Annotated in this window: 26 protein-coding genes; 14 read left to right on the top strand and 12 right to left on the bottom strand. The window is 66.4% G+C overall.

All coding sequences use genetic code 11. The features are described 5' to 3' along the window. Positions 1-69: 69 nt before the first annotated feature. From ACQY8M_RS03690 to ACQY8M_RS03675, 4 genes are all read right to left on the bottom strand, one after another. Positions 70-258, bottom strand: coding sequence for a hotdog domain-containing protein (locus ACQY8M_RS03690; RefSeq protein ID WP_428669136.1), 189 nt, complete (start codon positions 256-258; stop codon positions 70-72). Positions 259-399: 141 nt separating this feature from the next. After that, complete coding sequence (locus tag ACQY8M_RS03685; RefSeq protein WP_428669135.1) at positions 400-1,281, bottom strand: shikimate dehydrogenase; 882 nt, start codon at positions 1,279-1,281, stop codon at positions 400-402. Next, positions 1,278-1,886 carry a Maf family protein gene (locus ACQY8M_RS03680; protein WP_428669134.1) on the bottom strand — a complete coding sequence of 203 codons (609 nt, stop codon included), beginning with the start codon at positions 1,884-1,886 and terminating at the stop codon, positions 1,278-1,280. Before ACQY8M_RS03680 ends, ACQY8M_RS03685 begins: the two co-directional genes overlap by 4 nt. Before the next feature lie 19 nt (positions 1,887-1,905). Further along, positions 1,906-3,024 carry a PQQ-dependent sugar dehydrogenase gene (locus ACQY8M_RS03675; protein WP_428669133.1) on the bottom strand — a complete coding sequence of 373 codons (1,119 nt, stop codon included), beginning with the start codon at positions 3,022-3,024 and terminating at the stop codon, positions 1,906-1,908. A 59-nt stretch (positions 3,025-3,083) separates the two neighbouring features. Between ACQY8M_RS03675 and ACQY8M_RS03670 the strand changes: the two genes are divergently transcribed. The 6 genes from ACQY8M_RS03670 to ACQY8M_RS03645 all read left to right on the top strand — a co-directional run bounded on the left by ACQY8M_RS03670 (position 3,084) and on the right by ACQY8M_RS03645 (position 9,378). Next, complete coding sequence (locus ACQY8M_RS03670; protein WP_428669132.1) at positions 3,084-4,061, top strand: quinone oxidoreductase family protein; 978 nt, start codon at positions 3,084-3,086, stop codon at positions 4,059-4,061. Between the two features lie 195 nt (positions 4,062-4,256). Beyond that, positions 4,257-4,919, top strand: a complete 663-nt coding sequence (coaE, locus tag ACQY8M_RS03665) for a dephospho-CoA kinase (RefSeq protein WP_428669131.1) — start codon at positions 4,257-4,259, stop codon at positions 4,917-4,919. Between the two features lie 68 nt (positions 4,920-4,987). Then, positions 4,988-5,668 (top strand): DNA polymerase III subunit epsilon, encoded by a 681-nt coding sequence (dnaQ, locus tag ACQY8M_RS03660; RefSeq protein WP_428669130.1) that lies wholly within the window; start codon positions 4,988-4,990, stop codon positions 5,666-5,668. A gap of 232 nt (positions 5,669-5,900) precedes the next feature. Next, entirely contained in the window at positions 5,901-7,409 is a 1,509-nt protein-coding gene (locus tag ACQY8M_RS03655; protein ID WP_428669129.1) for an intermembrane transport protein PqiB, read from the top strand. Positions 7,410-7,414: 5 nt separating this feature from the next. Beyond that, entirely contained in the window at positions 7,415-7,999 is a 585-nt protein-coding gene (locus ACQY8M_RS03650; RefSeq protein WP_428669128.1) for a PqiC family protein, read from the top strand. 5 nt (positions 8,000-8,004) lie between these two features. After that, positions 8,005-9,378 (top strand): paraquat-inducible protein A, encoded by a 1,374-nt coding sequence (locus tag ACQY8M_RS03645; RefSeq protein ID WP_428669126.1) that lies wholly within the window; start codon positions 8,005-8,007, stop codon positions 9,376-9,378. On the opposite strand, the gene ACQY8M_RS03640 is transcribed toward ACQY8M_RS03645, so the two are convergent. From ACQY8M_RS03640 to secB, 7 genes are all read right to left on the bottom strand, one after another. Then, entirely contained in the window at positions 9,368-10,498 is a 1,131-nt protein-coding gene (locus ACQY8M_RS03640) for a mandelate racemase/muconate lactonizing enzyme family protein (protein WP_428669125.1), read from the bottom strand. The genes ACQY8M_RS03645 and ACQY8M_RS03640 overlap by 11 nt on opposite strands. A gap of 21 nt (positions 10,499-10,519) precedes the next feature. Further along, positions 10,520-11,227: an ABC transporter ATP-binding protein gene (locus ACQY8M_RS03635; RefSeq protein WP_428669124.1), complete on the bottom strand. Its 708-nt coding sequence runs from the start codon at positions 11,225-11,227 to the stop codon at positions 10,520-10,522. After that, a complete protein-coding gene (locus ACQY8M_RS03630; RefSeq protein ID WP_428669123.1) occupies positions 11,220-11,984 on the bottom strand; it encodes an ABC transporter ATP-binding protein in 765 nt (254 codons plus the stop codon). The genes ACQY8M_RS03635 and ACQY8M_RS03630 overlap by 8 nt, the downstream gene beginning before the upstream one ends. Then, on the bottom strand, positions 11,981-12,919 hold the full coding sequence (locus ACQY8M_RS03625; protein WP_428669122.1) for a branched-chain amino acid ABC transporter permease: 939 nt from the start codon (positions 12,917-12,919) through the stop codon (positions 11,981-11,983). Before ACQY8M_RS03625 ends, ACQY8M_RS03630 begins: the two co-directional genes overlap by 4 nt. Before the next feature lie 16 nt (positions 12,920-12,935). After that, entirely contained in the window at positions 12,936-13,811 is an 876-nt protein-coding gene (locus ACQY8M_RS03620) for a branched-chain amino acid ABC transporter permease (protein ID WP_428669121.1), read from the bottom strand. A gap of 98 nt (positions 13,812-13,909) precedes the next feature. Continuing rightward, on the bottom strand, positions 13,910-15,073 hold the full coding sequence (locus ACQY8M_RS03615; RefSeq protein ID WP_428669120.1) for an ABC transporter substrate-binding protein: 1,164 nt from the start codon (positions 15,071-15,073) through the stop codon (positions 13,910-13,912). A gap of 419 nt (positions 15,074-15,492) precedes the next feature. Further along, entirely contained in the window at positions 15,493-16,008 is a 516-nt protein-coding gene (secB, locus tag ACQY8M_RS03610; RefSeq protein ID WP_428669119.1) for a protein-export chaperone SecB, read from the bottom strand. Between the two features lie 100 nt (positions 16,009-16,108). On the opposite strand from secB, the gene ACQY8M_RS03605 reads away from it, so the two are divergent. The 8 genes from ACQY8M_RS03605 (at position 16,109) to ACQY8M_RS03570 (ending at position 23,281) form a co-directional block, all read left to right on the top strand. After that, positions 16,109-16,921 (top strand): gamma-glutamyl-gamma-aminobutyrate hydrolase family protein, encoded by an 813-nt coding sequence (locus ACQY8M_RS03605; RefSeq protein ID WP_428669118.1) that lies wholly within the window; start codon positions 16,109-16,111, stop codon positions 16,919-16,921. 8 nt (positions 16,922-16,929) lie between these two features. Next, on the top strand, positions 16,930-17,964 hold the full coding sequence (gene gtdA, locus ACQY8M_RS03600; protein ID WP_428669117.1) for a gentisate 1,2-dioxygenase: 1,035 nt from the start codon (positions 16,930-16,932) through the stop codon (positions 17,962-17,964). Between the two features lie 202 nt (positions 17,965-18,166). Further along, complete coding sequence (locus tag ACQY8M_RS03595; protein ID WP_428669116.1) at positions 18,167-19,216, top strand: HlyD family secretion protein; 1,050 nt, start codon at positions 18,167-18,169, stop codon at positions 19,214-19,216. After that, positions 19,206-20,279 carry a DUF2955 domain-containing protein gene (locus tag ACQY8M_RS03590; protein ID WP_428669115.1) on the top strand — a complete coding sequence of 358 codons (1,074 nt, stop codon included), beginning with the start codon at positions 19,206-19,208 and terminating at the stop codon, positions 20,277-20,279. Before ACQY8M_RS03595 ends, ACQY8M_RS03590 begins: the two co-directional genes overlap by 11 nt. Further along, the gene (locus tag ACQY8M_RS03585) at positions 20,276-20,617 is read left to right on the top strand and encodes a potassium channel family protein (protein ID WP_428669114.1); all 342 of its coding nucleotides are present in this window, start codon (positions 20,276-20,278) and stop codon (positions 20,615-20,617) included. Before ACQY8M_RS03590 ends, ACQY8M_RS03585 begins: the two co-directional genes overlap by 4 nt. 891 nt (positions 20,618-21,508) lie before the next feature. Continuing rightward, positions 21,509-22,021, top strand: coding sequence for a DUF4142 domain-containing protein (locus ACQY8M_RS03580; RefSeq protein WP_428669113.1), 513 nt, complete (start codon positions 21,509-21,511; stop codon positions 22,019-22,021). Positions 22,022-22,238: 217 nt separating this feature from the next. Further along, positions 22,239-23,072 carry a DUF2092 domain-containing protein gene (locus ACQY8M_RS03575; protein ID WP_428669112.1) on the top strand — a complete coding sequence of 278 codons (834 nt, stop codon included), beginning with the start codon at positions 22,239-22,241 and terminating at the stop codon, positions 23,070-23,072. Next, a complete protein-coding gene (locus tag ACQY8M_RS03570; protein WP_428669111.1) occupies positions 23,069-23,281 on the top strand; it encodes a hypothetical protein in 213 nt (70 codons plus the stop codon). Before ACQY8M_RS03575 ends, ACQY8M_RS03570 begins: the two co-directional genes overlap by 4 nt. Positions 23,282-24,106: 825 nt before the next feature. Here the strand turns inward: ACQY8M_RS03570 and ACQY8M_RS03565 are convergent. Then, a complete protein-coding gene (locus ACQY8M_RS03565) occupies positions 24,107-24,457 on the bottom strand; it encodes a hypothetical protein (protein ID WP_428669110.1) in 351 nt (116 codons plus the stop codon). Between the last annotated feature and the right edge of the window lie 17 nt (positions 24,458-24,474).

The following is a 24,474-nucleotide window of genomic DNA, read 5'->3' as shown; positions in this document are numbered from 1 at the left end:
AGTTTTTCCGACACGGAAGAGCGACGCTTATTTGTTCGGCGTTTCGCTGCGGGAGAGGAGGAGGACGGCCTAGGGTCGATCGCCCGTCCGGGCGAAGACCGCCGAGGTGTGCACGATGCGCTCGTCTTCGACCTTGAGAAAGCAGTTGGCGAAGGCCAGCCGGCCGCCGAGCTTGTGTACGTCGACATGCGCCTCGACCCAGTCGCCGATCTTCGCCGAGCCCGCGAAGTCGGTTGTCACGCTGGCGGTCGTCGGCATCGGCAACGGCGTCCGGCTGCGCGTCGTATGATAGCCCAGCGCGACGTCGCCCTTTCTCGCGATGGAAGAACGGCCCGTTGCGGGCGAGGAACGGGCGGGTGCGGAAGAGCGGCTCGAAGCCGTCGGGTGGGTCGCTGTTACTTACGTCGCAAGGACCACGGCTCGCTGCTCCGCCGTGACCTCGACCTTCTTGCCGAACCACGCCTCGAAGCCCATGCGGCCCTGGTGGAGCAGCATGCCGAGGCCGTCGATGCAGCTGTTGCCGCGGGCCCGCGCCGCGGCAAGCAGCGGCGTCTCGAGCGGCACGTAGACGATGTCGTCGACCACCGCCGTCGTCGGCAGGCGCGCGAGATCGAGGTCGAGCGGCGGCTGGTCCTTCATGCCGAGCGAGGTCGTGTTGACCAGCAGGGTCGCGCCGTCGAGCATCTCGGACCGCTCATCCCACCGCTCGATCATGATCTGCCGCCCGTCTCGGGGTGTGAAGGCGAGGCCGAGCGCCGTCGCCGCGGCCTGCGTGCGGTTGATCAGACGCAGTTCGGGCACGCCGGCATCGACCAGGCTGCAGACCACCGCGCGTGCGGCGCCGCCCGCGCCCAGCACCACGACCGGGCCTGCCGCCGCGCGCCACTGCGGGGCACCTTCCTGCAGCGCGGCGAGGAAGCCGAAGGCGTCGCTGTTGCGGCCCTCGAGGCTGCCGTCGGGTCGCTTTATGACCGTATTTACCGCGCCGATCCGCTCCGCATCCGGGTGGATGCGGTCCAAAAACGGCATGATGTCGATCTTATGCGGCAAAGTGAGGTTGCAGCCGCGGGCATTTGCGGTCGATTTCAGGAAGGCGACCAGCTTTTGCAGCGCCGCCGGATTGGGCTCGACCGGCAGGCGGCCGTAGCAGCCATCGACGCCGTGCTGCTTCAGCCAGTAACCGTGCAGCGCCGGCGAGCGCGAATGCTCGACCGGCCAGCCGACGATGCAGGCGAACGGCCGCCCGCGCGCCTCGGCCAGCAGCACGTCGTAAGGGCTCATGCTGCCTTCTCCAGGCCGATGCCGTGGCCGGCCAGGAACGACAGCAGCGGCAGCAGCGGCAGGCCGAGGATGGTGAAATAGTCGCCGTCGACCCGGCTGAAGAGATGCGCGCCCAGCCCTTCGAGTTGGTAGGCGCCGACCGACGAGAGCACCTCGTCGCCCGTCCGCGCCAGATAGCTGTCGATGAAGCCGTCGTTCAGCTGCCGCATGGTGAGCCGCGCCCGTTCGCTCCAGTGCCACAGCCGCGCGCCGCCGCGCGCCACCACGACCGAGGAGAACAGCTCGTGCGTCTGGCCGCGCAGGATCTGGAGCTGCCTGCGGGCGGCGGCCAGGTCGGGCGGCTTGTCGAACATCCGGCCGTTGCAGGCGAGGGTCGAATCGGCGCCGACCACCATCGCCTCGGGATGCCGCGCCGAGACCTTCACTGCCTTCATCTCGGCCAGGGTCGAGGCGAGCTCCTGCGGCGCCGCGCGGCTGCCGAGGCTGCGCTTCACCTCGTCCTCGTCGATTCCCGAAGGTTCTATCGTGAACACGAGACCGGCATTGGCGAGAAGCTGGCGGCGGGAGGGGCTGGCGGAAGCGAGGATAAGGGACCGAGCAGGCATGGCAGTGACATGAATACGCTTACGCAGGCTCGAGGCGGAAGAGGCCTCCCTTGTCGCTGTGGGTAACGAGGTAGAGCATCCCGTCGGGTCCCTGGCGAACATCGCGGATATAGGGAAGCCGGCCCTCGATCAACCGCTCCTCGCCGATGTAGCGCGCGCCATCCAGCTCAATGCGGAACAGCGCGTTGGCCGACAGTCCGCCGGTGAACAGGGAGCCCTTCCAGCCCGGGAATGCAGTCCCGGTGTAGAAGCAGAGCCCGCTGGGCGAGATCGACGGTACCCAGGTGCGGATCGGATCTTCCATGCCGGGCAGGGTCTTGTAGGGGCTGATGATCGAGCCGTTGTAGTCGATGCCTGCGGTAGCCTTGGGCCAGCCGTAGTTGGCGCCGGCCTTGAGGATATTGAGCTCGTCGCCGCCGCGCGGCCCGTGCTCGATCTCCCAGACCTTGCCGGTTTCCGGATGCACCGCGAGGCCCTGCGGATTGCGATGGCCCCAGGTGAAGATTTCCGGCCGCGCGCCGGCCCGGCCGACGAACGGATTGTCCGGAGGTACCGTGCCGTCGTCCCGCAGCCGCACGACCTTGCCGCCGAGGTCGCCGGGATCCTGGGCGCGCGGCTTGTTGTAGCGCTCGCCGGTCGTGACATACATCAGCCCGGTCCTGTCGAACGCGATTCGCGAGCCGAAATGCAACCCTCCCGAGGCGCGCGGCAGGGCCTCGAAGATCCTGGTGACCGAGCGCAGCCCGCCGTCGCCCCATTCGGCACGCGCCACCGTCGTGGCGCTCCCGCCCGCGCCCTCGCCGGAATAGGAGAGGTAGAGCACGCGGTTTTGCGCGAAGTCGGGATGCAGGCAGACATCGAGCAGGCCGCCTTGGCCGCTGGCGACGACCCTCGGCACGCCCGGAAGCGGCGTGGGGTCCAGCCTGCCGTTGGCGAAGACCCGGAGCCGCCCCGGCCGCTCGGTGATCAGCATCCGGCCGTCCGGCAGGAAAGCCATGCCCCAGGGCTGCTCTAGCCCCGAGGTCAACGTCACCAACCGCAGCGTGTGCTTGCTGGTCTTGAACATGTCCTGCGCGCGCGCGACAGCCGGTGCCGCGATCACGCTGGCCGCCACCAAGGTGAATTGACGCCGATTCATCGACCTTCCTTTCGTCGCTCACTATAGTGGTCGGTTAGGAACTCAAGACGGGAGAACAAATGTCGAAGTCGATCCTGATGCACGAGAATGGCGGACCCGAGACGATGAAGCTCGAGGACGTCGAGGTGGGCAAGCCGGGCCCGGGGCAGGTGAAGATCAAGCACACCGCCATTGGCCTCAACTTCATCGACATCTATACGCGCTCGGGCCTCTACAAGACCCCGCTGCCGAACGCGGTAGGCCGCGAGGGCGCCGGCGTGGTTCTCGAGGTCGGGCCGAAGGTGAAGGACTTCAAGAAGGGCGACCGGGTCGCCTACTGCGGCGAGCTCGGCGCCTATTGCGAGGAGCGGTTGATCGGCACGGCGCAGCTCGTGAAGGTGCCCAAGGGCGTGAGCGACGAGCAGGCCGCGGCGATCATGCTGAAGGGCATGACCACGGAATACCTCGTCGACCGCACCATCAAGCCGTGGGTCAAGAAAGGCGACATCATCCTGTTCCACGCCGCCGCCGGCGGCGTCGGGCTGCTGTTCGGCCAGTGGGCCAACGCGCGCGGCTACAAGGTGATCGGCACGGTCTCGTCGCCGGCCAAGGCCGCCCTGGCCAAGAAGAACGGCTACAAGTGGGTGATCGACTATACCAAGCAGAACATCGTCGAGGAGGTGATGAAGATCACCAAGGGCAAGAAAGTGCCCGCCGTGGTCGATGGCGTTGGCAAGGACACCTGGGAAGCCTCGCTCGACTGCCTGCAGCCGCGCGGCATCATGGCCTCGTTCGGCAACGCGTCCGGCCCGGTGCCGCCGCAGTCGATCGCGATCCTCAACGCCAAGGGCTCGCTCTATCTCACGCGCCCCAGCCTCGGCGCCTACACCGCGACCCGCGCCGATCTCGAGAAGTCGGCGAATTCGCTGTTCAAGATGGTCAAGAGCGGCAAGGTCAAGATCGCCATCGACCAGCGCTACCCGCTCGCCGAGGCGGCCCAGGCGCATATCGACCTCGAAAGCCGCAAGACCACGGGGCAGACGATTCTCGTGCCGTAAGGCAGCTGTCGCGACAGGTTAAAGTCTCTTGCCTCCCCCGCTTGCGGGGGAGGTGTCGGCGTCTTACGCCGACGGAGGGGGAATGACGCACGATCTGTGTTGCCCTCCCCCTCCGTCGCGGGTTACCGCGCCACCTCCCCCGCAAAGCGGGGGAGGGAGGTGTTTGCATTGAGGGAAAGACCGTTAAGGGAAGACATGGTCATCGTCGGACTCACCGGCTCGATCGGCATGGGCAAGTCGACCGCGGCGAAGATGCTGCGTCAGATGGGTGTGCCGGTGTACGACGCCGACGCCGCCGTTCACCGCCTGCAGGCGCCGGGCGGCCTCGCGCTACCGCCGATCGAGACGGCATTCCCGGGCGTCGTGAAGGCGGGCGTGCTCGACCGCCAGGCGCTGGGCGCGCGCGTGTTCGGCAACAAGGAGGCGCTGCGCCGGCTCGAGGCGATCGTGCATCCGCTGGTCGCCCAGCAGCAGCGCATGTTCCTCAAGCGCGCGGCATTGCGCGGCGATCCGCTGGTCGTGCTCGACATCCCGCTGCTGTTCGAGGGCATGGGCGAGCGCCGGGTCGACGGCGTGCTGGTAGTGAGCGCGCCGGCCTTCCTGCAGCGCCTGCGGGTGATGGCCCGGCCCGGCATGACGGCGGAGAAACTGGCCGGAATCCTGCGCCAACAGGTGCCGGATACGGTGAAGCGGCGGAAAGCGACGGTGGTTATCCCGACGGGTCTCGGCCTGGCGCCGACCCGACTTGCCCTGGCGAAGGCAGTACGCCGCCTGTTGAAGCAACGCGGCCGCGCCTGGCCGCCCAACCCATGGCGCGATCGATTCACAGCCCAGCTCGCGCGGGCAAGACGGAAGTGAGCTAGAAAGAGGCTTCCTATGTCTTTCCTTTCCCCGTCGCACGGGAGAAGGGTTCTCGAGTGGGTCCTATGCGTGAGATCGTCCTCGATACCGAAACCACCGGCCTCGATCCCCTCGCCGGTCATCGCGTGGTCGAGCTCGGCTGCGTCGAGCTGATCAATATGGTGGCGACCGGCAAGACCTTCCATGCCTACTTCAATCCCGAGATGATCATGCCGGCCGGTGCGCAGGACGTGCACGGTCTCAGCGACGCGTTCCTGGCCGACAAGCCGCGCTTCGGCGAACGGGCCGACGAATTCCTGGAATTCGTCGGCGACGCCCAGCTCGTGATCCACAATGCGCAGTTCGACCTCGGTTTCCTCAATGCCGAGCTGGCGCGGGTCGGCAAGGCGAAGCTCGCCAACGCCTACATCGACACCGTATCGATGGCGCGCAAGAAGTTCCCCGGCCAGCGCGCCAGCCTCGACTCCCTGTGCGAGCGCTTCGGGATCGACAATTCGAGCCGCACCAAGCACGGCGCGCTGCTCGATTCGGAGCTGCTGGCCGAGGTCTATCTCGAGCTGAGCGGCGGCCGGCAGCGCGACCTGGGCCTCGCCCCCGAGCTGGCGGTGCGCATCATGGCCGGCGCGGCCCTGGCGGGGGGCGTGACGATCCGTCCAGCCCGGCCGCACGCGGCGACGGCGGAGGAACTCGCAGCTCATGTTGCCTTCCTCGCCAGGCTCAGCGATCCGCTCTGGCTGAAAGGGTAATTCCTTCTGCGTCAACGCTGCAAGGTGATGGGCAAGGAGTCTCCGCTCCGCTAAGCTGACCCGCTCCAAGAGGCCGAGTACAATTTCCACGATCGAACCCGTTCCCGTCCCCACTGCCGGCGTTCGCCGCCGGCGTCGCATCCCGCTCATCTGGCTGGTCCCGATCATCACCGGCCTGATCGGGCTATGGCTCGCCTGGGATACCTACTCCAAGCGCGGCCCGACCATCACCGTGTCCTTCGACTCCGCTTCCGGCCTGGCGGCGGGCCAGTCGCAGCTCAAGTTCAAGGACGTGACCATGGGCACGGTGAAGGCCATCACCCTGTCGCCCGATCTGAGAAAGGTGCTGGTCACGATCGAGACGACGCACGAGGCCACGCGGCTCCTGAACGACAAGACCATCTTCTGGATCGTCAAGCCGCAGCTCTTCGCCGGCAACATCACTGGGCTCGATACGCTCCTGTCGGGCTCGTATGTCGGCATGCTGCCAACCACCGAAGCGGGAAAGCCGCAGCGCGAGTTTGTCGGCAAGCAGGATCCGCCGATCCTGACCACGGAGGTGCCCGGCACCACTTTCATCGTGGAGACGCGGCGGTTGCGCTCGATCAGCCTCGGCTCGCCGATCTTCTATCGCGATCTCGAGGTCGGCACCGTGCTGGGCTGGGATCTCGGGAACATGGCGCGCACCGTCTCGATCCATGCCTTCGTGCGGGCGCCGTTCGACAAGTACGTGCATGACGACTCGACTTTCTGGAACGCGTCAGGGATTTCGGTAAAGCTGGCCGGCACCGGCGTCGATGTGCAGGTCGAATCGCTCAAGGCTCTGATCATGGGTGGCATTGCGTTCGAGTCGAAGCCCGGCACGAGCGCCCCGGTGAGCGCGGCCAACCACCGTTTTCAGCTATACGCCGACCGTGCGGCGGCGCAAGCGGCCGGCTTCGCCTATCATCTGCAGGTGATGTCGAATTTCAGCGGCTCGGTGGCGGGCCTCGATGTGGGCGCCGACGTCACCCTGCATGGGCTGAAGATTGGCGAGGTCACCGACGTCGGGTTGATGTTCGATCCCAAGCTCCGCCGCATCGTGGCGCCGGTGCGCTATCGCATCGATGCCGAGCGGATCGCGGGAATCGCCGCCATAAAAGGGATGCCACCGGGCACGATCGCCGAGGAGATGGTGAAGCGCGGCTTCCGTGCCGTCCTGCAGGCACCGAGCCTGATCAGTCCCGGCAAGATCGTGGCGTTGGAGTTCGTGCCCGACGCGCCGCCCGACGAGCTGCGGCGCGACGGCGACGTCTTCATCGTGCCGTCGTCGGAGGGCGGCGGCTTCGACAGCATCGCGCGCTCGGCCAACGAGCTCCTGTCCAAGATCAACCGCATCGATTTCGACGCCATCGGTGCCAGCATAACCGGCCTTGCGAAGGGTCTCGACACCACGATCAACGGCCCCGAGATCAAGTCGATCCTGGCCGACACCCGGGACACGATGCGCAAGGTCGACGCCGGCGTCGGACCCGCCATGGCGAAGCTGCCCGACATCGCCAATCAGCTTCAGGCGGCGCTCACTCAGGTCAATCGGCTTGCCGCATCGATCAACTCCGGATACGGCGGCGAATCGCGCCTCAACCGCGACATCGAGAACCTGGTGCGCCAATTTACCGACACTGTGCGGTCGGTGCGCGCGCTGTCCGATCTCCTGACCCGCGATCCCCAGGCCCTGATCAAGGGTCGGGGCAAGGATTGAGCTTCATGATCTCGCAAACCCCGACCAACCGCCGGCACTTCCTGGCGCTCGCCGTCCCGCTCGTCGCCGCAGCCTGCGGCTCCTCGACCGATCCGTCGCTTTATATTCTCACGATCAAGCCGGGGCCGGTGCTGCAGGGCGGGCCGCCGGTCGTGCAGCTGCGCGAGATCGGCCTCGCTCGCTATCTCGATCGCCGGGAGATCGTCCGTTCGTCCGACGGCAACCGGCTCGATGTGGCCTACAACGACTGGTGGGGCGAGTCTCTCGGGGCCATGCTGGCGCGCGTGCTGGTGGTCGGCCTGTCGCAGCGCCTGCCCGGCTCCAGCATCTACAACGAGAGCGGTGCCATCGCGAGCGACCCCAACGCCATCCTGGCGGTCAACATCCAGCGCCTCGACGTCGACCAAAGCGGCACCTTGCAGCTGCTGGCACAAGCAAACGTGGAGTTCAACCGCCCGAGGAAGTCGGCGGCACGCACGTTCAGCATCGCCAAGCCGGTGCCGGCCGCGACCATCGCGGGTCACGTTGCCGCCGCCAGCGACGCCGTCGGCGAGCTCACCGATGGCATCGCAGTTCTCCTGCAGCGCTGACCGTCGTGGCATCGCCGACTGCGGCCCCCGCGACCGAGGCCGAGCCGCCCGTCACCCACCCTGAGCTGCGCGAGTGCTTCGGCTGCGGCATGTTCCAGATCGTGCCGGCGCTCGGGCCCGACCAGCGCGCGGATTGCGCACGCTGCGGCACCTCGTTGCGCCGCACGCGCACCGATTCGTTCGGCCGCGGGATCGCGCTCAACGCCGCCACGCTGGTGCTGTTCGTGGTGCTGTGGACCACCATGCTGATGACGGTCTCGACCGCCGGCATCGTGCACGATACGAAACTGGAATCGGGGCCGCTCGAGCTGGTGCGCCACGGCCTGTGGCCTCTGGCGCTGGTCGTGGCCTTTACCACCGCGATCGCCCCGCTCGGCAAGTACGCCGGAATGCTCTACGTGCTGGTCGGCGCGCGGGCGCGAACGCCGTTCCCCTATCTGGGCCGGGTTTTCCGCTTCGCCCGCACGATGGGCATCTGGGCGATGCTGGAAGTGCTGCTGCTCGGCGTGTTCGTGGCCTTCACCAAGCTCGGCGACCTGGTCCATATCGAGGTCGGGCCCGCCGTCTGGGCGCTCGGCCTGCTGACGATCACCGCGCTGTGGGCCGACACGGCGGTCGACCCCGACGCGGTATGGGAGGCGATCGAACGGAGCGGCCAGACCCGAGCGCCGCTGCCCGAGAATCGCTCGCTGGTCTTCCATCCCGGCATGGTGGCGTGCGAGTCCTGCGGCTTGGTGGCGGCGCATGACGGCGCCCACCGCGAGGGTGCCGGGCATGGCTCCTGCCTGCGCTGCGGCGCGGCACTGCATCCGCGCAAGCCGGATGCGCTCAACCGCACCTGGGCCTACATCATCGCGGCGTCGATCCTCTACATCCCGGCCAACGTCTATCCGGTGCTGACCGTGATCCAGGCCGGCTCCGGCGAGCCCAGCACCATCATTGACGGCATCGTCGAGCTGATCGCCTCGCGCATGTATCCGCTGGCGATCCTGGTGTTCGTCGCCAGCGTGATGGTGCCGGTGCTCAAGCTGGCCGGGCTCGCCGTCATGCTGATGGCGGTGATGCTGGTCACCACCGAGGTCGGCGCCAGCCGCCTGCTCAGGGAGCGCACGAAGCTCTACTACATCGTCGCATGGATCGGCCGTTGGTCGATGGTCGACATCTTCATGGAATCCCTCCTGGGGGCGCTGGTCCAGTTCGGCGCAGTGGTCAACATCGCCCCTGGCATCGGCGCCGTCGCCTTTTGCGGCGTGGTCATCATCACCATCCTGGGCGCCGAAGCCTTCGATCCGAGAATCATGTGGGACGCCGCCGGGCAGAACAAGCACCGCCCGTGGCAGTTCCTGCGGACGCGGCGGACACCGCCGCTCAACCACTGAGATCGACGCGGCGACGCGCCAGCATCGCGTTATCGATCGCAAGGCCGAGGCCCGGTCCGTCCGGTACGACCAGGCATCCGCCATCGGGCTTGGGTGCGTCGACGAACGTGTCCGAGACGCGCGACCAGCCGTCGGCGAGCTCGGCCGGCTTGGTCGCGTGCATGAAGGTCGACAGCACGTGCAGGTTCGCGGCGTTGCCGATCGACGGCTGCGTCTGGTGCGGAACGAACTCGACACCATGGGCGTGGCAGAGCGCGGCGCACTGCATCAGGCCGGTCACGCCACCCATCTTCACGATGTCGGGCTGGACCATCCTGACGCCGCTGTCGATCAGCGCCGCGACGGACTGCAGCGTGTAGGACTGCTCGCCGGCCGACACCGTGATGTCCAGCCGCTGCGCGACCTCCCCCATCGCCTTGGGGTGATAGTACTCGACGGGCTCCTCGAACCAGATGTAGCCGAGTTCCTCGAGCGCGCGCCCGACCCGGATCGCCGCGCCGATCGAGTAGCGGTTGTTGGCGTCGAATGCCAACGGGAAGCCGTCGCCCACCAGCTTGCGCACGGCCTTTGCCTTGGCGATGTCTCCGGCGATGTCGCGATCGATCTCAGATCGCGTGCCGTCCCACCGGATCTTGATCGCCGACGGCTGTTCCGCCTCGAGCCGGGCCGCGACCGTCTTCACCACGCCATCGACGTCCCGCGTCGCGTTGCCGCCGATCGAGGCGTAGAACGGGATGCGCGTGCGCCACGCGCCGCCGAGCAGCTTGTAGATCGGCTGCCGGAACGCCTTCCCCTTGAGGTCCCACAGGGCGATGTCGACGGCCGCCAGGGCGCCGGTCACGATCCCGTCCGGACCGAGCTTGATCAGCTTGTGCAGCAGCCGATCGCAGACGACGGCGTGGTCGAGCACGTCGGCAGCGATCAGCGCGGGGGCCATGTCGCGGGCGATCACGCCGAGCGACGCGACACCGCCCTGCATGGGCGAAGCCTCGCCGTAGCCGACCATTCCGTCGGCATGGATGGCGACGACGGCGGTCGCCGAACCGAAGGTGGCCTCGGTCGATAGCCGGGCGACATCGCCCCAGCGCACCAGAAACGTCTCGACCTTGGTGATCTTCATGACGACCTCGCAGGGTTGGCTTCACACCGTCAGGAACCGCTGGACGATGCTCTTGTCGGCCTGCAGGTCGGCCGGGGTGCCGGTAAAGCGGACCTCGCCCTTCTCCAGGATGTAGACGCGGTCGGCGAGCGCCATCACGAATTGCAGGTTCTGCTCGGCCAGCACGATCGACAGTCCGGTCGCCTTGAGCTCCGCCACGCGCTGCAGGAGCTGTGCGACGATCAGCGGCGCCAGCCCCTCCGACGGCTCGTCGAGCAGCAGCAGCTCCGGGTTGCCCATCAGGGTGCGTGCGATGGTCAGCATCTGTTGCTGGCCGCCCGACAGCACGCCGCCGCGCCGGTCGCGGATCTCCCGGAGGTCGGGGAACAGCGCGAACACCTGGTCCTCGCGCCACGTCGTCTTACCGTCCGGGCCGGGGCGCCGCGCGATGTCGAGGTTCTCCCAGACCGTGAGCTCCGGGAAGATGCGGCGGTCCTCGGGCACGAAGCCGATACCCATGCGGCAGATGCGGTGCGGCCCGAGCCGGGCGATGTCCCGCCCCTTCCATACCACCCGGCCGCTGGCCGGCGGCGTCAGGCCGATGATCGAGCGCATGGTCGTGGTCTTGCCGACACCGTTGCGGCCGATCAGGGCGATGCACTCGCCGGCATGGACCTCGAGCGACACGCCGAACAGGACCCGGCTCAGCCCGTAGGCGGTGTGGATGGCCTCGACAGCCAGGTCAGCCATGACCTCCCTCCCCGAGATAGACCCGCCGGACCTCGGGATCGTTGCGCACGGTCTCCGGCTCGCCGGAGGCGATGATCTCGCCGTGATGCAGCACCGAGATGCGCTCGGCGATGCCGAACACCACGGCCATGTCGTGCTCGGTGAACAGCAGGGTGAGCCCGCGCGCCTTCACGATGTCGCGTACGGAGGCGATGGTCTCGGCTGTCTCCTGCGGCGACATGCCGGCGGTCGGCTCGTCGAGCAGCAGCAGGCGCGGCTGGGAGGCGAGCGCGATCGCGAGCTCGAGCTGCTTCTGCTTGCCATAGCTCAGCTCGCCGGCGGTTTCCCTCGCTTCACCCGCGAGCCCCACCAAGGCCAGGAGTTCCTGCGTCCCCTCGCGATAGAGCGAGCGGCCGGGCCGGAACAGGTTCCACTGCTGGCGCTCGTGGGCGATCAACGCCACCTGGACGTTCTCGAACACGGTGAGCCTGGGATAGATGTTGATGCGCTGGAACGAGCGGGCGATGCCCAGCCGCACGATCTTCTGCGGCGGCAGGCCGACCAGATCGCGGCCCTCGAACGATACCGAGCCGCGGTCGGGCCTGAGATGGCCGGTGATGAGGTTGAAGAAGGTCGTCTTGCCGGCGCCGTTGGGCCCGATGACGGCATGGGTTTCGCCGGCCGCCAAGTCGAGCGACACGTCGCGCGTGGCGACGAAGCCGGCGAAGGCCTTCCAGAGTCCTCCTATCTGCAGCATTGGGCGCAGCATGGTGCTCATGTCCGCTGCCACGCCTTCCGGTACGCCCTGACGCGGGCCACCAGGCCGATCAGCCCGTCGGGCAGCACCAGCACGATCACCAGGAGGATGAGGCCGAGCACCGTCGGCCAGTACGGCGTGTACTGGTTGGTGAAGATCTGCAGCAGGTAGAGCACGGCGGCACCGATGATCGGCCCGACGAAGGAATAGATGCCGCCCAGCAGCACCATGATCAGCACCTGCGCCGATTCGGTCCAGTAGGCGTTCTCGATGTACATGCCGCGGTGGTACATGCCGAACAGAGCCCCCGCGAGCCCGCCGAAGGTGCCGGCGACGGTGAAGGCCGCCCAGCGCATGCGGCGCGTGTCGACGCCGATGAAGCCGGTGCGCACGCTGTTTTCGCGCACCGCGATCAGGGTGAGGCCGAAGGCCGAATGGCAGATCGTCCAGAGGGCGGCGATCCCCGCAGCCACCACGGCCAGGGTGAAGTAGAAGTAGCTCGTGTGGTCGGCGAGCACGGCGGGCAGCTTGATGCCGGTGAAGCCGTCGTCGCCGCCGGTGACCTCCTTCCACTTGAAGGCGACGCCCCACACCAGCATGGCGAAGGCGAGCGTCAGCATGGCGAAGTAGATCTGCGTCAGCCGCACGCAGAAATAGCCGACGAACGCGGCCACCATCCCGGCCAGCACCACCGCCGCCGGCAGGGCGAAGAGCAGCGGCCAGCCATAGGTGGTGAGCAGGATGGCACAGGCATAGCCGCCGATCGCGAAGTAGGCGGCGTGGCCGAACGAGATGTTGCCGGTGAAGCCGATCAGCACATTGAGGCTGAGCGCGAAGAGCACGTAGATCAACACCTCGGTCGCGACGTCGACGGCATAGCGGCTGCCCGACAACGGTAGCAGCGCCAGCAGGAAGACGACGACCGCCGAGGCGATCAGATGGCGGCGTTCGGGCATGCTCACTCCGCCAGGCTCATGTGGACTCCGGACGGCCGAGCAGGCCCCACGGCCGGATGATCAGCACCACCAGCATCAGCAGGTAGGGCAGGACGTCCTGCCAGTTGGGCGCCAGCACCGTGCCGAACTGCACGACGAGGCCGAAGGCCAGCGCCCCCAGGAAGCTGCCCCACAGGTTGCCCAGCCCGCCGATGATGACGATGATGAAGCACTCGTTGATGATGGTGGCGTCCATGCCCGGCACCAGCGCCACACGCGGCGCCGCCAGAGCGCCGCCGACCCCGGCCAGCGCCGAGCCGATGGTAAACACCGCAGCATAGACCATCGGCACGTTGACGCCGAGGGCGGCCAGCATCTCGCGGTCCTGCGTGGCGGCGCGCACGATGCGCCCCCAGCGCGTGCGATCGACCAGCAGCCACATGGCGATCGCGATCAGCGGCCCGACGACGCACAGGAACAGCTGGTACTGCGGCAGGACGACGAACCCCAGGTTCACCGCGCCGCCCAGCCCCGGCGGATAGCCGACCGAATACTGGTCGGTGCCCCAGATCATCTTCGCGGCATCGCTCATCAGCAGCACGATCGCGAAGGTGAACAGGAGCTGCATCAGGTGCTCCTTGCCATAGAGGTGCTTCAGCATCAGGCGTTCGATCACCAGAGCGATCACCGCCAGGCTCGCGGCCGCGGCGAGCACGCCGACGAAGAAGGGCGCGCCCCAGCTCTTGGTCACCGTGAAGGTGACGTACGCGCCGAACATGTAGAACATGCCGTGCGCGAAATTGATGACCCGCAGCACGCCGAAGATCAGGTTGAGGCCCGAGGCGATGATGAACATGTTCATCGCCAGCGCGAGGCCATAGAACGCGTTCAGCGTGAACATGGTGAGTGTCATCGGGCCAACCTCTCCCCCACTATCCCGAGCGGAGCGGCCCGCTCGGAATAACCACTACGCCGCGTTCTCTCGCGGTTCCGTTGTCACCTGGATTGGCGTCACTTGGGCTGGATGTATTCCGCCGGCTCCATCATGCGGTAGGCACGATCGGGCTTCTTGACCATCGGTCCCCAGAACTGGCCGATGTTGGCCTGGTGGCTCTTCGGGTCGATGGTGAGCTTCCCGACCGGCGTGCCGATCGTCAGCCCCTCGAGTGCGGCCGAAACCTTGTCGGCATCGGTCGATTTGGCTTTTTCCATCGCCGCCGCGGCATACATCACGCCGATATAGCCCAGCGCCGCCCATTGCGGCGTCTCCTGGGTGTTGAGCTTCTTGGCGAGCCGGGCCTGGAAATCCTTATGGGAGGGGTCGTTGCTGGTGTACCAGAGCTCGTAGGCATTCGAGATCACGTTGTCGGGGTAGTCGCCCTTGAGCTCGCCGGCGATCTCGTGGCTGCCGATCTCACCGCCGGAGATCCACTTGATCTTGTCGAAGAAGCCAAGCGGCTTGGCCTGCTTGACCCACGACACGAAGTGCGGCCCCCACAGGCCCGACAGCACGCCGTCGCAGCCGGAGGCCATGACCTGCGGGATGAACGGGTTGAAGTCGGTGGCGCCGAGCTTGGGCTTCAGCGTCAGCACCACCTTGGCGTCGGGAGCGTACTTCGGCAGCGCCTTCAGGATGCCCGCCTCGAGGTCGTTGCCGTAGGCATAGTCGAGCTCGAGATGGCAGATCTTGGCGAGCTTGTTCTTGCCCGCCAGCATCGCCATGGTGTCGCCTTCCTGGTCGGTGTTGGCGGAAGTGCGGAAGACGTACTTGTGCAGCTTGTCGGTCGTCATCTGGATGGTCTTGGGGATGGTCGATATGTAGACGACCTTCTCCTGCTTGCTGAGCTCCGACATGGCGAGGCCGACCGCCGAGGACAGCCCGCCGAGCACGATGTCGACCTTGTCCTTGGTGATCAGCTCTTTCATGGTCGACGAAGCGCTCGCCGGGTTCAGCTTGTCGTCGCGCTCGATCGATTCGATCTTGCGGCCCATGATGCCACCCTTGGCGTTCAGTTCCTCGATGGCGAGCTGATGGCCCACCATCGCCGGCACGCCGTAGACGGCGCCGCCGCCGGTCAGGGGATAGAGGACGCCAATCTTGATCGGCTGCTGCTGGGCAACCGCCGCTCCGGCCCCGAGGACTCCCAGGGCAGCAAGCATCGCGCTGTATTTCATGTTCTGTTTCCTCCCGGTTCGAGCACACGCACGGCTACGCGGGACGCAACGAACGCTGCGAGGCACCCTTCGGCGAGGATGGCGATATCGCGGGCACAATCTGCACGTCGAAACCGGTACATTGCAAGTCGTGTGAAGGCTTGCAGGCACGATAAGTCACCGGCAGGACGCCCGACCGAGTGACGGTTGCTCCGGTACGCCTCACCAAAGAAGCAGGTGCTCATGCGCTTACGTCCGCGAGCGAGACGCCGCGGTCCGTAAGACGATGACAATCCCGGCTTTTTCCTCGGCGGGTCGATGTCTTCGGCGGTGGTAAACTGAAACGCCCCGGGGCGCGTCGCCGCCTCAGATCAAGTAATCACAGTCTCTTGGGCAGCGACTCCCGCCGCAGTCCCGAGACTCCGCCCACTTCCTGCGGCTCAGGCGTGGCCGACCGGGCCGTTTCCGCTGAGGCCGGGGATCTGGCCCTTGCTCGCATCGAGCTGCTGGCGGTAGAGCGCCACGAAGTCCACCGGCGCGATGTTGAGCGGCGGGAAACCGGCCTCGCGGGTGCAGTTTGCGACGATGGCGCGGGCGAAGGGGAAGAGCAGTCGCGGCGTTTCTATCAGCAGCAGCGGACCGAAGGCGTCCTGAGGCACCTCGCCGACGGTGACCGTGCCGGCATAGACCAGCTCGAGCATGAACAGTGGCTCCTTCTCCGGCGTCACGGCCGAGGCTTCGATGGTCAGCGCGACCTCGAAGGTCTTGGGCTCGAACTGCCGGGTGGCGACGTTCACGTTGAGGGTGAGCTGCGGCTGCTTCTGCTCGATCAGGCTCTGCGGCGCGCGCGGGTTCTCGAAGCTCAGGTCCTTGATGTACTGGCCATGCAAGGTGAGCGGGCTGGCGGGAGCCGGCTGCGGCGGCGGGGTGGGGGTAGACGAAGGAGGGATCGACATGGGTCGGGGCGGTACCATGCACGGCAGGACTGCACAAGGCGCGGGCAGGCGCAGGCCGCCGACAATTGCCAATCTTACGGCGTAGCGCGATGATAAAATCATGACTCATGGAAGACTACGCCCGCTGATCGGCGTGTCGGCCTGCCTGAAGGACAATGGCCGCGGCTGGGTTCACTCGGTCGGCGACAAATATGTTCAGGCGGCGATTCGGGCGGTCGGCGGCCTGCCGGTCATCATTCCGGCTTTCGGCCGGGAGTTCGACGACCGGGGCATGACGGAGGCGCTCGACCGCCTGCTCGACACGATGGATGGGCTGCTGCTGACCGGCAGTCCGTCCAATGTCGAGCCGCACCACTACGAGGGCGAGCCGAGCCGCACAGGCACTGCACACGATGCGGCGCGCGATGCGACCATCCTGCCGCTGATCCGACATGCGATTGACCATGCCGTGCCGCTGATCGCGATCTGCCGCGGCGCGCAGGAAGTGAACGTGGCGCTGGGCGGCACCCTGCACCAGCTGGTGCACGAGGTGCCCGGCCGGCGCGACCATCGCTCGCCCAAGACGCAGGACACCGACGTCAACTATTCGCTGGCACACGACATCGAGATTCTCGAAGGCGGGCTGTTGCATCGCCTTGTGGGCGCGCGCAGGGCGCGGGTGAACTCGCTGCATGCCCAGGGCGTCGACCGCCTCGCGCCGCGGGCGCGGCTCGAGGCGGTGGCCGACGACGGCCAGGTCGAGGCCTTCAGCGTACCGGATGCGCCGGCCTTCGCGCTGGCACTGCAGTGGCACCCCGAGCATCGGGCGCTCGAGAACCCGCTGTCGATGAAGCTGTTCGATGCCTTCTCCGAGGCCTGCCACGCGCGCGCCGCGCAACGGCTCGGCCTCTCGATGCGCGCTGCCGCCGAATAGGCCGCGCCATGGACGCAAGCGCCACGCGCAACAACGCCCGCCGCGACTTCTACGAGCGGATCGGCGGCCTCTCGATGGCGCCGCTGTGGGAATCACTGCACCAGCTCGTGCCGCCTGCGCCCGCGCCGAAATATGTGCCGGCGGCGTGGGACTACGACAAGGTGCGGCCGTTTTTGATGGAATCGGGCACGCTGATCACCGCCAGGGAGGCGGTGCGGCGGGTGCTGATCCTCGAGAACCCATCGATGCCGGGCAGCGCCTGCATCACGCCGACCCTTTATGCCGGGCTGCAGCTCATCCTGCCGGGCGAGGTCGCGCCGGCGCATCGCCACACCCAGTCCGCGCTGCGCTTCATCGTCGAGGGCGAGGGCGCCTACACCGCCGTCGACGGCGAGCGCACGATCATGCACGAGGGCGACTTCGTGATCACGCCGACCTGGACCTGGCACGACCACGGCAACGATTCGTCCAAGCCGATGGTGTGGCTCGACGGGCTCGATATCCCGCTGGTCGCGATGTTCAACGCGGGCTTCGCCGAACCCGGCGCCGAGGACGAGCAGGCGGTAACCACGCCCGAGGGCACGTCGGACGCGAAGTTCGCCAGCGGCCTCCTGCCGGTCGATTGGAAGCCGGCAAGGCAGACCTCGCCGATCTTCAACTACCCCTATTCGCGCACCCGTGAAGCCTTGGCCGGACTCGCCAAGGCCGGGCCGCCCGACGCCTGCCACGGCTACAAGCTGCGCTACGTGAACCCGGCAAGCGGCGGTGCCCCGATCGCGACCATGGGCACCTACATGCAGCTCCTGCCGCAGGGGTTCGAGACCGCGCCCTACCGCAGCACCGACGGCACGGTGTTCTCCGTCGTCGAAGGCGAGGGTGAGAGCGTCGTCGGCGACAAGGTCCTGCGCTGGAAGAAGCGCGACCACTTCGTGGTGCCGAGCTGGGCGAAGGTCGTGCACAAGCCGTCGACCGAGGCGGTGCTGTTTTCCTTCTCCGACCGGCCGGTCCAGGAGAAACTCGACCTCTGGCGCGAGCAGCGCTAGCTCGTCTCCGTAGACGTGTTCGGGTCCCGCTCGCCCCGGGTGACGTCCAACAGATAGCATTCTGGCGCGCTCACTCGGCATGTTACTGTCGCTTGGCGCCCAGGAACAGCGAACCGGGGACTGCCCTATGGCGGAAGAGCAAGTAGCATCGGAGCCTTCAGGCCCCACGCAGGCTGCCAAGATGCAACCGCCAGCAAACCCCGTGCGCCGCCTGACGTTGATCGTCATGGCGATTGGGGCTGTGCTCTTCTTCTACGGCATCGCCGCCGACCGTGTTACGCCTTACACGGCGCAAGCTCTTGTGCAGGCGTATCTTGTGAAGATCGCCCCCGAGGTCGGCGGCCGAGTGATCGAAATCGGTGTAGGCACGGATCAGCGCGTGGAACCCGGTGCCGCCCTGTTCCGCATCGATCCCGACCAGTACATGCTGGCGGTTCGGCGCGCCGAGGCACAGCTCGAAACCGTCGGACAGTCAATCGGAGCGTCAACCGCCGCGGTCGCAACGGCGCAAGGGAAGCTCGTCGAGGCCATCGCCGGCCGCGAAAACGCACGTGACCAGACGAGGCGCACCTTCGAGCTGGTCAGGAAGGGGGTCCATCCCGAATCGCGCCGGACGCAGGCACAGGCGACGCTCGATGCCGCCGAGGCGATCGTCGCCCAGGCCGAAGCCGAACTCGAAAGGGCCCGGCAAACCCTCGGTCCCCAGGGCGCCGACAATCCGCAGATCCGCGAAGCCATGGCTGTTCTGGCTCAGGCCAACCTCGATCTCCAGCGCACCACTGTGTTCGCACCGTCGGAAGGCGGCGTGACCAACTTGTCGCTCGGCACCGGGCAGGTGCTGTCGAAGGGCGAAGCGGCAATGACCTACATCGACACCCGGGAAGTCTGGATCGAGGCGGCCTTCCGTGAGATCAGCCTGGAGAACATCCATGTTGGCGATCGCGTCGAGATCGTGCTCGATCTCCTGCCCGGCAGGATCCTCGGCGGGCGGGTTTCGGCGATGGGCTATGGCGTCGGAAACCGCGACGTTGACGCCCGCACCGGCTTGCCGAATCCGCGCAGCCAGAGCGGCTGGATCCGCCCGCCGCAGCCTATGCCGGTGCGGATCGAGTTCGACCCGCAGTCACGGCCCATGGGACCGAGGGTCGGCTCGCAGGCCAAGGTCATGGTGTACCCCGGCAACGACCTGGTCATGAACGCCATCGGCCGCGTCAGAATGCGCATCGCCGCCGTGCTGGCCTATGTCCAGTAACGCAGCCGCTACCGACGGCAGGGCCGGCCGCGCCGCCGAAGGTGCAAGGCGCGCCGCGTTGCGGCTCGCCTTCGGCGTGACGACCTGCTTCGCGGTGGTGGAGGCGCTCGACTGGGACGCGACCTTTCTCGCGCCCATGCTGGCCGCGAACATGCTGGTCAAGACGCCACGACCCCCCAGCCTTGCCGAGGGCGTCGTCGTCGTCGTTCTGATCGCGGTGTCGACGGCCGCGGTTCTGCTGCTCTCGACGTTGGTGATCAGCAATCCGGAAGTGATGATCCTGGCGCTGATGCTCGTCCTTTACCTGTCGTTCTATGCGCACCGGCGCGGTGCACCGGAGCTGGCAACACTCCTTCCCCAGATCTCGGCCGTGTCGCTTCCGATCGTCGCCGTCCTCTCGCCCGACGGTGCGGGCTCGTTTGCGGCGACGTTGGTGACGGCGGGCTTCGTCGCGCTGCTCACAACCTGGGCCGCGCATGCGGCGTTCCCGGCGCCTGCGCTCGAACCGATCACGGCAAAGCGCGCTACCGCCTTCCCGTTGGATCGGCCCGTCGCCGCGGCGCGGCACGCCCTGCTCGATACGATGATCCTGATGCCGCTTCTGACCTCGTATGTCCTCAACGCCACGGAGGCCGCCGTCGTGGTGTTGATCGTCGTCCTCACGCTGCTGCGGCTGTCCGATCGTCAGCAAGGGCGGGGAGCAGTCCTAGGCCTGATCCTCGGCAACCTGATTGCCGGCGTGGCGGCAGGGCTCACCTACAACCTTATCCTGCTCGGCGGCACGCTACCCTTCTTCGTCGTCGTGTGCCTTGCCGCCACCCTGATCTTCGCCGGCCGGATCGTGACCGCGGGCGATCGTGCATCGGTATATGTCGTGGCCCTCGGGACCTTTGTCCTTTTGCTGGGCCTCGGACTGTCACCCCTACCGGGCAGCAGCGGCGAGGCGTTCGTAAGCCGCCTGCTGAACGTCATTCTTGCCTCGGGCTACGCGATTGGCGGCTTGTCGCTCGTGGAGTGGTGGCAGCCCATCATGCGCATTGATCCTCACGGAAGCGAAAAATGACGAGCATGAACTCGAGAGCAGTGCGTGGGTCGTTCCTGGCCGCGCTTGCCCAAGGTTTGACAGTGACGTGGCCGATCCTGTCCGGATTGCTGGTCTTCAAAGCCGGCGTGGGCGCGCTGGTCGCGGTACTGGAAGGGTGGAGCATTTGGCAGGGCGTCTACTTTGCCTACGTCACTGGCCTGACGATCGGCTACGGAGACCTCACTCCACGACAGCCTTTGACGCAGCTGCTCGCCATCGTCATTGGATTTTCCGGTGTACTGCTGACAGGACTGGTCGCGGCTGTGGCGGTAAAGGCAATACAAGCTGTACCTCGACCGGATAACGCTTTGCGATGATCGTCACTCTGCGTTGCGGGAGGAAGAGCGAACCTCGACCGCCGGCTGCTGGCGGCGGTCCAGCTACCATATCTCGACGGGCCAGGCTTGTGTCCGCGCAGCGCTCGCGGTTCAGCGCAGGCTGCTTTGATGCAGTTGAAGGGCTGCGGCGGAGATGTGGAAGTCCGCGGGCAGCGTCCAGAAACTGATCGACAGGTCGATTTATCAGTCGATCGCCATAAGATCCTCGCGATCAAGTTCCCTCGCAGTCGAGACGATGCGGTGGCTTAAGGCGCGAGCTCAGGCCGAGCTGGGCAAGGGGGCGGCCGATGCCCATAAGCTCCACCCTCTCCCCAAGCCACAACCTGATCCCGACAACTGGCCGTACCGCGGTACACTCTCGTTCATCATGAACGATGGCTACTTTGCCCGGTCTGCGACAAGGGCGACAAGGTGTACGTCACTCGATCAAGTCGCACATTCACCGCGCGGGCGTATCCGGACCAAAGGCCTGCAGCATCCACACCAACGGCGTAGCACTGATTCGGATGGTCTCGCGCAGAAAGTCGAAAAACCGGCAACTGATCGACGGAAACAAGATCGGCCGATCTCAATTTCAGTTTTCCTTCATTGAGAAAAATCAAGGTCTTCTTCAACCTTTGATAGTGCGGCCGTCATCCCTGATGTGTACCATCCGTGTACCCGCCGGCTGACGCACTCCCCGGCCGGCGGCAAGGCCCTCGATTGAAGCCAAGACAACTTCGGTCGGGGGCCGCCTCGAAGGATGCAGGTTGATTTTCATCAATGCGGGCGTCCAGTTCTTCGGACTACAAGCACAAGCTGGCAATGCACCTACCTGCGTTAGCACTGTGGGTGACAGTCGGCGCGCTCAACGAGAAACAGGAGACGCTCATGACCCCGATTGCTCGTCGCACTTTTCTTATTGCCGTTGCCGTCGCGCCCATCTCCAGCGTCGCATTCGCCGTGGATGCGCTGCCCGACGCGCGGTTTGTCGGGTTCGCCGAGACCGTCAACGACTTCGAAATCCAGTCAGGCCAACTGGCACTCACCAAGTCTTCGAATGAACTCGTCCGTGGCTATGCCACGCGCGCGATTGCCGAACATACGGCAGCCGCGCAATCCTTGAGCAGAAATCGATCCGAAGCGGGTGTGTCGATGGCGCCCGACGAGGAGGTCAGGGCGATATCAGAAGATGCGATGACGCGCCTTAAATCGCTTCAGGGCGCGGAGTTCGACACCGCTTTCGCCGCTGCGCAGCTGCGTGTGCAAACTGTGACTGTCGCTCAGTACGGCGCCTATTCAGGGAACGGCAAAAGCGGCCCTCTACGCCGTTACGCGACAGAGGCACTTCCGAAGCAGGAGGCGTTGCTCGAGTACGCCAAGCGGCTAGCCGGCAGCCGTTGAGCTGCCCGCCTCACCGGTCCTGCCGGCCGTCGCATGAGAAGAGTGTTTTGCGGTCGGGTGCGCAACGCTTGGGCGCCCGCTCGCTGTGCTGCGGGCGACGCCAAGCGCCGCAGCAGACGGGGTGAGAGTTCGTCTCACCCGCATCCGGCTCTATTGCTCACAAGTCAGGCGCGCGATCCAGCACGGTTGATCAAGGCACTACAAAATGAGGCCAATCATGCCAATCACCGACATCCATGCAGGCAAAGGCCGCGTCAGGAAAGTCGTGATGCGAGCGGCGCTGGCCTCCTTGGCCGCCGCGGCCGCCGCGGCCACCGCCCCCTGTGCCGCGTTAGCCGGAGAGACGGAAGCGAAGGCGATGCTCAAGGCCATGACCGACTACATGGCGGCGCAGAAGGAGTTCTCCGTCCGCTACGACGCCAGTATCGAGGCGGTGACAAAGGACGGCGAGAAGCTGCAGATCGCCAATTCCGGGCGGGTGGCAGTTGCCCGTCCCGACCGGATCGCAGCCACGCGTACGGGCGGCTTTGCCGACATCGAGACGATCTTCGACGGCAAGACGATGACGATCATCGGCAAGACCAAGAACATCTACCTGCAGTTGCCTATCCCAGGTACGGTGGATCAGCTGGTCGACGTGCTGCAGAACCAGTACAATCGTCCGCTGCCGGCCGCCGACTTGCTGCTGACCAATGCCTATTCAGAGCTGATAGCAGATGTGACCGAGGCCAAGGATCTTGGCAGCGGCGTCATCGGCGGCACTGAGTGCGACCACCTGGCCTTCCGCGGCAAGGAGGTCGACTGGCAGATCTGGATCGCCCAAGGCAGCCGCCCCTTTCCATGCAAATACGTGATCACCTCCAAACTGGTCGCGGGCTATCCCTCCTACACCATCCAGTTTGGCGCCTGGCAATCCGGTGGTGCGGCCGTGGATGGCGCCTTTGTCGTCAAGGCTCCCCCTGGTGCCAAGCAGGTCTCCCTGGAGGAGCTGAAGTCCATAAAGGACATGAGTGAATTCCCGAGCAACTTCATCCTTGGAGGCCAGAAATGAGTATCCTCAGATCAATCGGCTTCGTGGCGGTGATGGGCCTCGTCGTCCTTGGCGGGATCGAGATCGTGGGACGTGCGGCGGTGCCGGACTTCCAGGGCGTGATCGCCAGTGCCCACGCGGTGGTGGGGCGCCCGCTCACGCCCGTCAGCGTCGCGGGTGTGGCGCGTCGCACGGCGCGTCGATGTGCGAACGGCGCCTATGAGTGCTGATCGGTTCCCCCGTACCGAGGGCCACCACGCCGCCGTTCCGGCTGACTGATATGGCCTCCCGGCATCGGCGAAAGTGTAAGCGCCGGAGAGAAAATCCCTCGGTGAAGCGGCTAGAAAGTCTGGTCGCGCCAGAGCAAAGGAGCGCCGGCAGATAGCCCTTTGCAGCAGATGCTAGGGGCGGCAGATGACGAGCGTGGAATTGTATGGGCGAGTCCGCCAATCGGTTCGGATTGAGAGGCTGAGCCGTCGCGAGGCGGCCCAACGCTGGCGGCCGGGTGAGCGTGGCGGTGCCGCGCCTGATTGCGCTGTCCTTGTTCGATGCGGTCGGCCTGCCGTGGTTCCAGGGTCCGTGGTTTGCTTCGCGATGGCGGCAGAGCCGAGCGACGGCCGCACGGCGGTTTATTACTTCCGGCCGCGGGGCGGCATGCAGCTCAGCCGTCCGTGGCGCAAACTTCTCGCCGGCATCGATCGACCGACCGCGGCGGTGATCGTGGGCGCGCGCGACGGGCCTGCTGCCGTTCGCGCGCGGCATCCGCCCGTTCAACGCGGCCGAGGCGGACCGGCTGACGCGCATCGCGCTCAATGATGTCGGATTCGCCCTATCGAAGAGCGACGCACGTACGATCGGCACGCATGGTCGCGGCGAGCTGCTGGGCGCGCTCGCCGACGGATGGCTGCAGCTCGGCGACGGTGCCAAGGCGACGCCCTATCTCGATCGCATCGTAAGCGACCTGCCGAGCACGCCCTACGCGACGGCCGCCTTACGCCGCCGTGCCGATCCTTCGGCCAAGGCACCGCTCACATGCCTCGGCTGTCACTGAGCGGTCAGGCGCTGCGCTTCTGCGCCGCGACCGAGCCGGCGCACCGGTCGGCCGGGATCGGCCGCATCTGTGGATCGTAGGCGTCGGCATACTGGGCCTGGGTACCGTTCACGTAAATGAACAGCACGCAGCCATCGGAACTGTAACGAAGCACCCGGGTCGAGGCGTCTCGGCGGTCGAGCTTGGGGGGACCGAAAGTGGCGGCGATCTGGCGCTCGTCCATTCCCGTGATCTGGCTGACGGGAATCGCGCGGCCCGGATTGGCGGAACGGAAGACGCCGGTCTCACCGCCTGCCAGTGAATATTGCGGCGCCGATTCGACGCAGCCTGCGAGCAGGAAGGCGGTCACAACCACCCAGAGTGCCGGTATCA

The sequence above is a fragment of the Reyranella sp. genome (assembly GCF_965279465.1).
Classification (GTDB): Bacteria; Pseudomonadota; Alphaproteobacteria; order Reyranellales; family Reyranellaceae; genus Reyranella.
This window is presented reverse-complemented; position numbering and strand designations above follow the sequence as displayed.

What these genes read in the sequence shown, in the direction of transcription:
- ACQY8M_RS03675 (WP_428669133.1), bottom strand. Translation starts at nt 3,024, where the DNA reads ATGAATCGGCGTCAATTCACCTTGGTGGCGGCCAGCGTGATCGCGGCA.
- ACQY8M_RS03580 (WP_428669113.1), top strand. Translation starts at nt 21,509, where the DNA reads ATGACCCCGATTGCTCGTCGCACTTTTCTTATTGCCGTTGCCGTCGCG.
- ACQY8M_RS03680 (WP_428669134.1), bottom strand. Translation starts at nt 1,886, where the DNA reads ATGCCTGCTCGGTCCCTTATCCTCGCTTCCGCCAGCCCCTCCCGCCGC.
- ACQY8M_RS03620 (WP_428669121.1), bottom strand. Translation starts at nt 13,811, where the DNA reads ATGACACTCACCATGTTCACGCTGAACGCGTTCTATGGCCTCGCGCTG.
- ACQY8M_RS03685 (WP_428669135.1), bottom strand. Translation starts at nt 1,281, where the DNA reads ATGAGCCCTTACGACGTGCTGCTGGCCGAGGCGCGCGGGCGGCCGTTC.
- ACQY8M_RS03635 (WP_428669124.1), bottom strand. Translation starts at nt 11,227, where the DNA reads ATGGCTGACCTGGCTGTCGAGGCCATCCACACCGCCTACGGGCTGAGC.
- ACQY8M_RS03590 (WP_428669115.1), top strand. Translation starts at nt 19,206, where the DNA reads ATGTCCAGTAACGCAGCCGCTACCGACGGCAGGGCCGGCCGCGCCGCC.
- dnaQ (WP_428669130.1), top strand. Translation starts at nt 4,988, where the DNA reads ATGCGTGAGATCGTCCTCGATACCGAAACCACCGGCCTCGATCCCCTC.
- ACQY8M_RS03625 (WP_428669122.1), bottom strand. Translation starts at nt 12,919, where the DNA reads ATGCCCGAACGCCGCCATCTGATCGCCTCGGCGGTCGTCGTCTTCCTG.
- ACQY8M_RS03690 (WP_428669136.1), bottom strand. Translation starts at nt 258, where the DNA reads ATGCCGACGACCGCCAGCGTGACAACCGACTTCGCGGGCTCGGCGAAG.
- ACQY8M_RS03650 (WP_428669128.1), top strand. Translation starts at nt 7,415, where the DNA reads ATGATCTCGCAAACCCCGACCAACCGCCGGCACTTCCTGGCGCTCGCC.
- ACQY8M_RS03640 (WP_428669125.1), bottom strand. Translation starts at nt 10,498, where the DNA reads ATGAAGATCACCAAGGTCGAGACGTTTCTGGTGCGCTGGGGCGATGTC.
- ACQY8M_RS03575 (WP_428669112.1), top strand. Translation starts at nt 22,239, where the DNA reads ATGCCAATCACCGACATCCATGCAGGCAAAGGCCGCGTCAGGAAAGTC.
- ACQY8M_RS03605 (WP_428669118.1), top strand. Translation starts at nt 16,109, where the DNA reads ATGACTCATGGAAGACTACGCCCGCTGATCGGCGTGTCGGCCTGCCTG.
- secB (WP_428669119.1), bottom strand. Translation starts at nt 16,008, where the DNA reads ATGTCGATCCCTCCTTCGTCTACCCCCACCCCGCCGCCGCAGCCGGCT.
- ACQY8M_RS03615 (WP_428669120.1), bottom strand. Translation starts at nt 15,073, where the DNA reads ATGAAATACAGCGCGATGCTTGCTGCCCTGGGAGTCCTCGGGGCCGGA.
- gtdA (WP_428669117.1), top strand. Translation starts at nt 16,930, where the DNA reads ATGGACGCAAGCGCCACGCGCAACAACGCCCGCCGCGACTTCTACGAG.
- ACQY8M_RS03670 (WP_428669132.1), top strand. Translation starts at nt 3,084, where the DNA reads ATGTCGAAGTCGATCCTGATGCACGAGAATGGCGGACCCGAGACGATG.
- ACQY8M_RS03630 (WP_428669123.1), bottom strand. Translation starts at nt 11,984, where the DNA reads ATGAGCACCATGCTGCGCCCAATGCTGCAGATAGGAGGACTCTGGAAG.
- ACQY8M_RS03585 (WP_428669114.1), top strand. Translation starts at nt 20,276, where the DNA reads ATGACGAGCATGAACTCGAGAGCAGTGCGTGGGTCGTTCCTGGCCGCG.
- ACQY8M_RS03570 (WP_428669111.1), top strand. Translation starts at nt 23,069, where the DNA reads ATGAGTATCCTCAGATCAATCGGCTTCGTGGCGGTGATGGGCCTCGTC.
- coaE (WP_428669131.1), top strand. Translation starts at nt 4,257, where the DNA reads ATGGTCATCGTCGGACTCACCGGCTCGATCGGCATGGGCAAGTCGACC.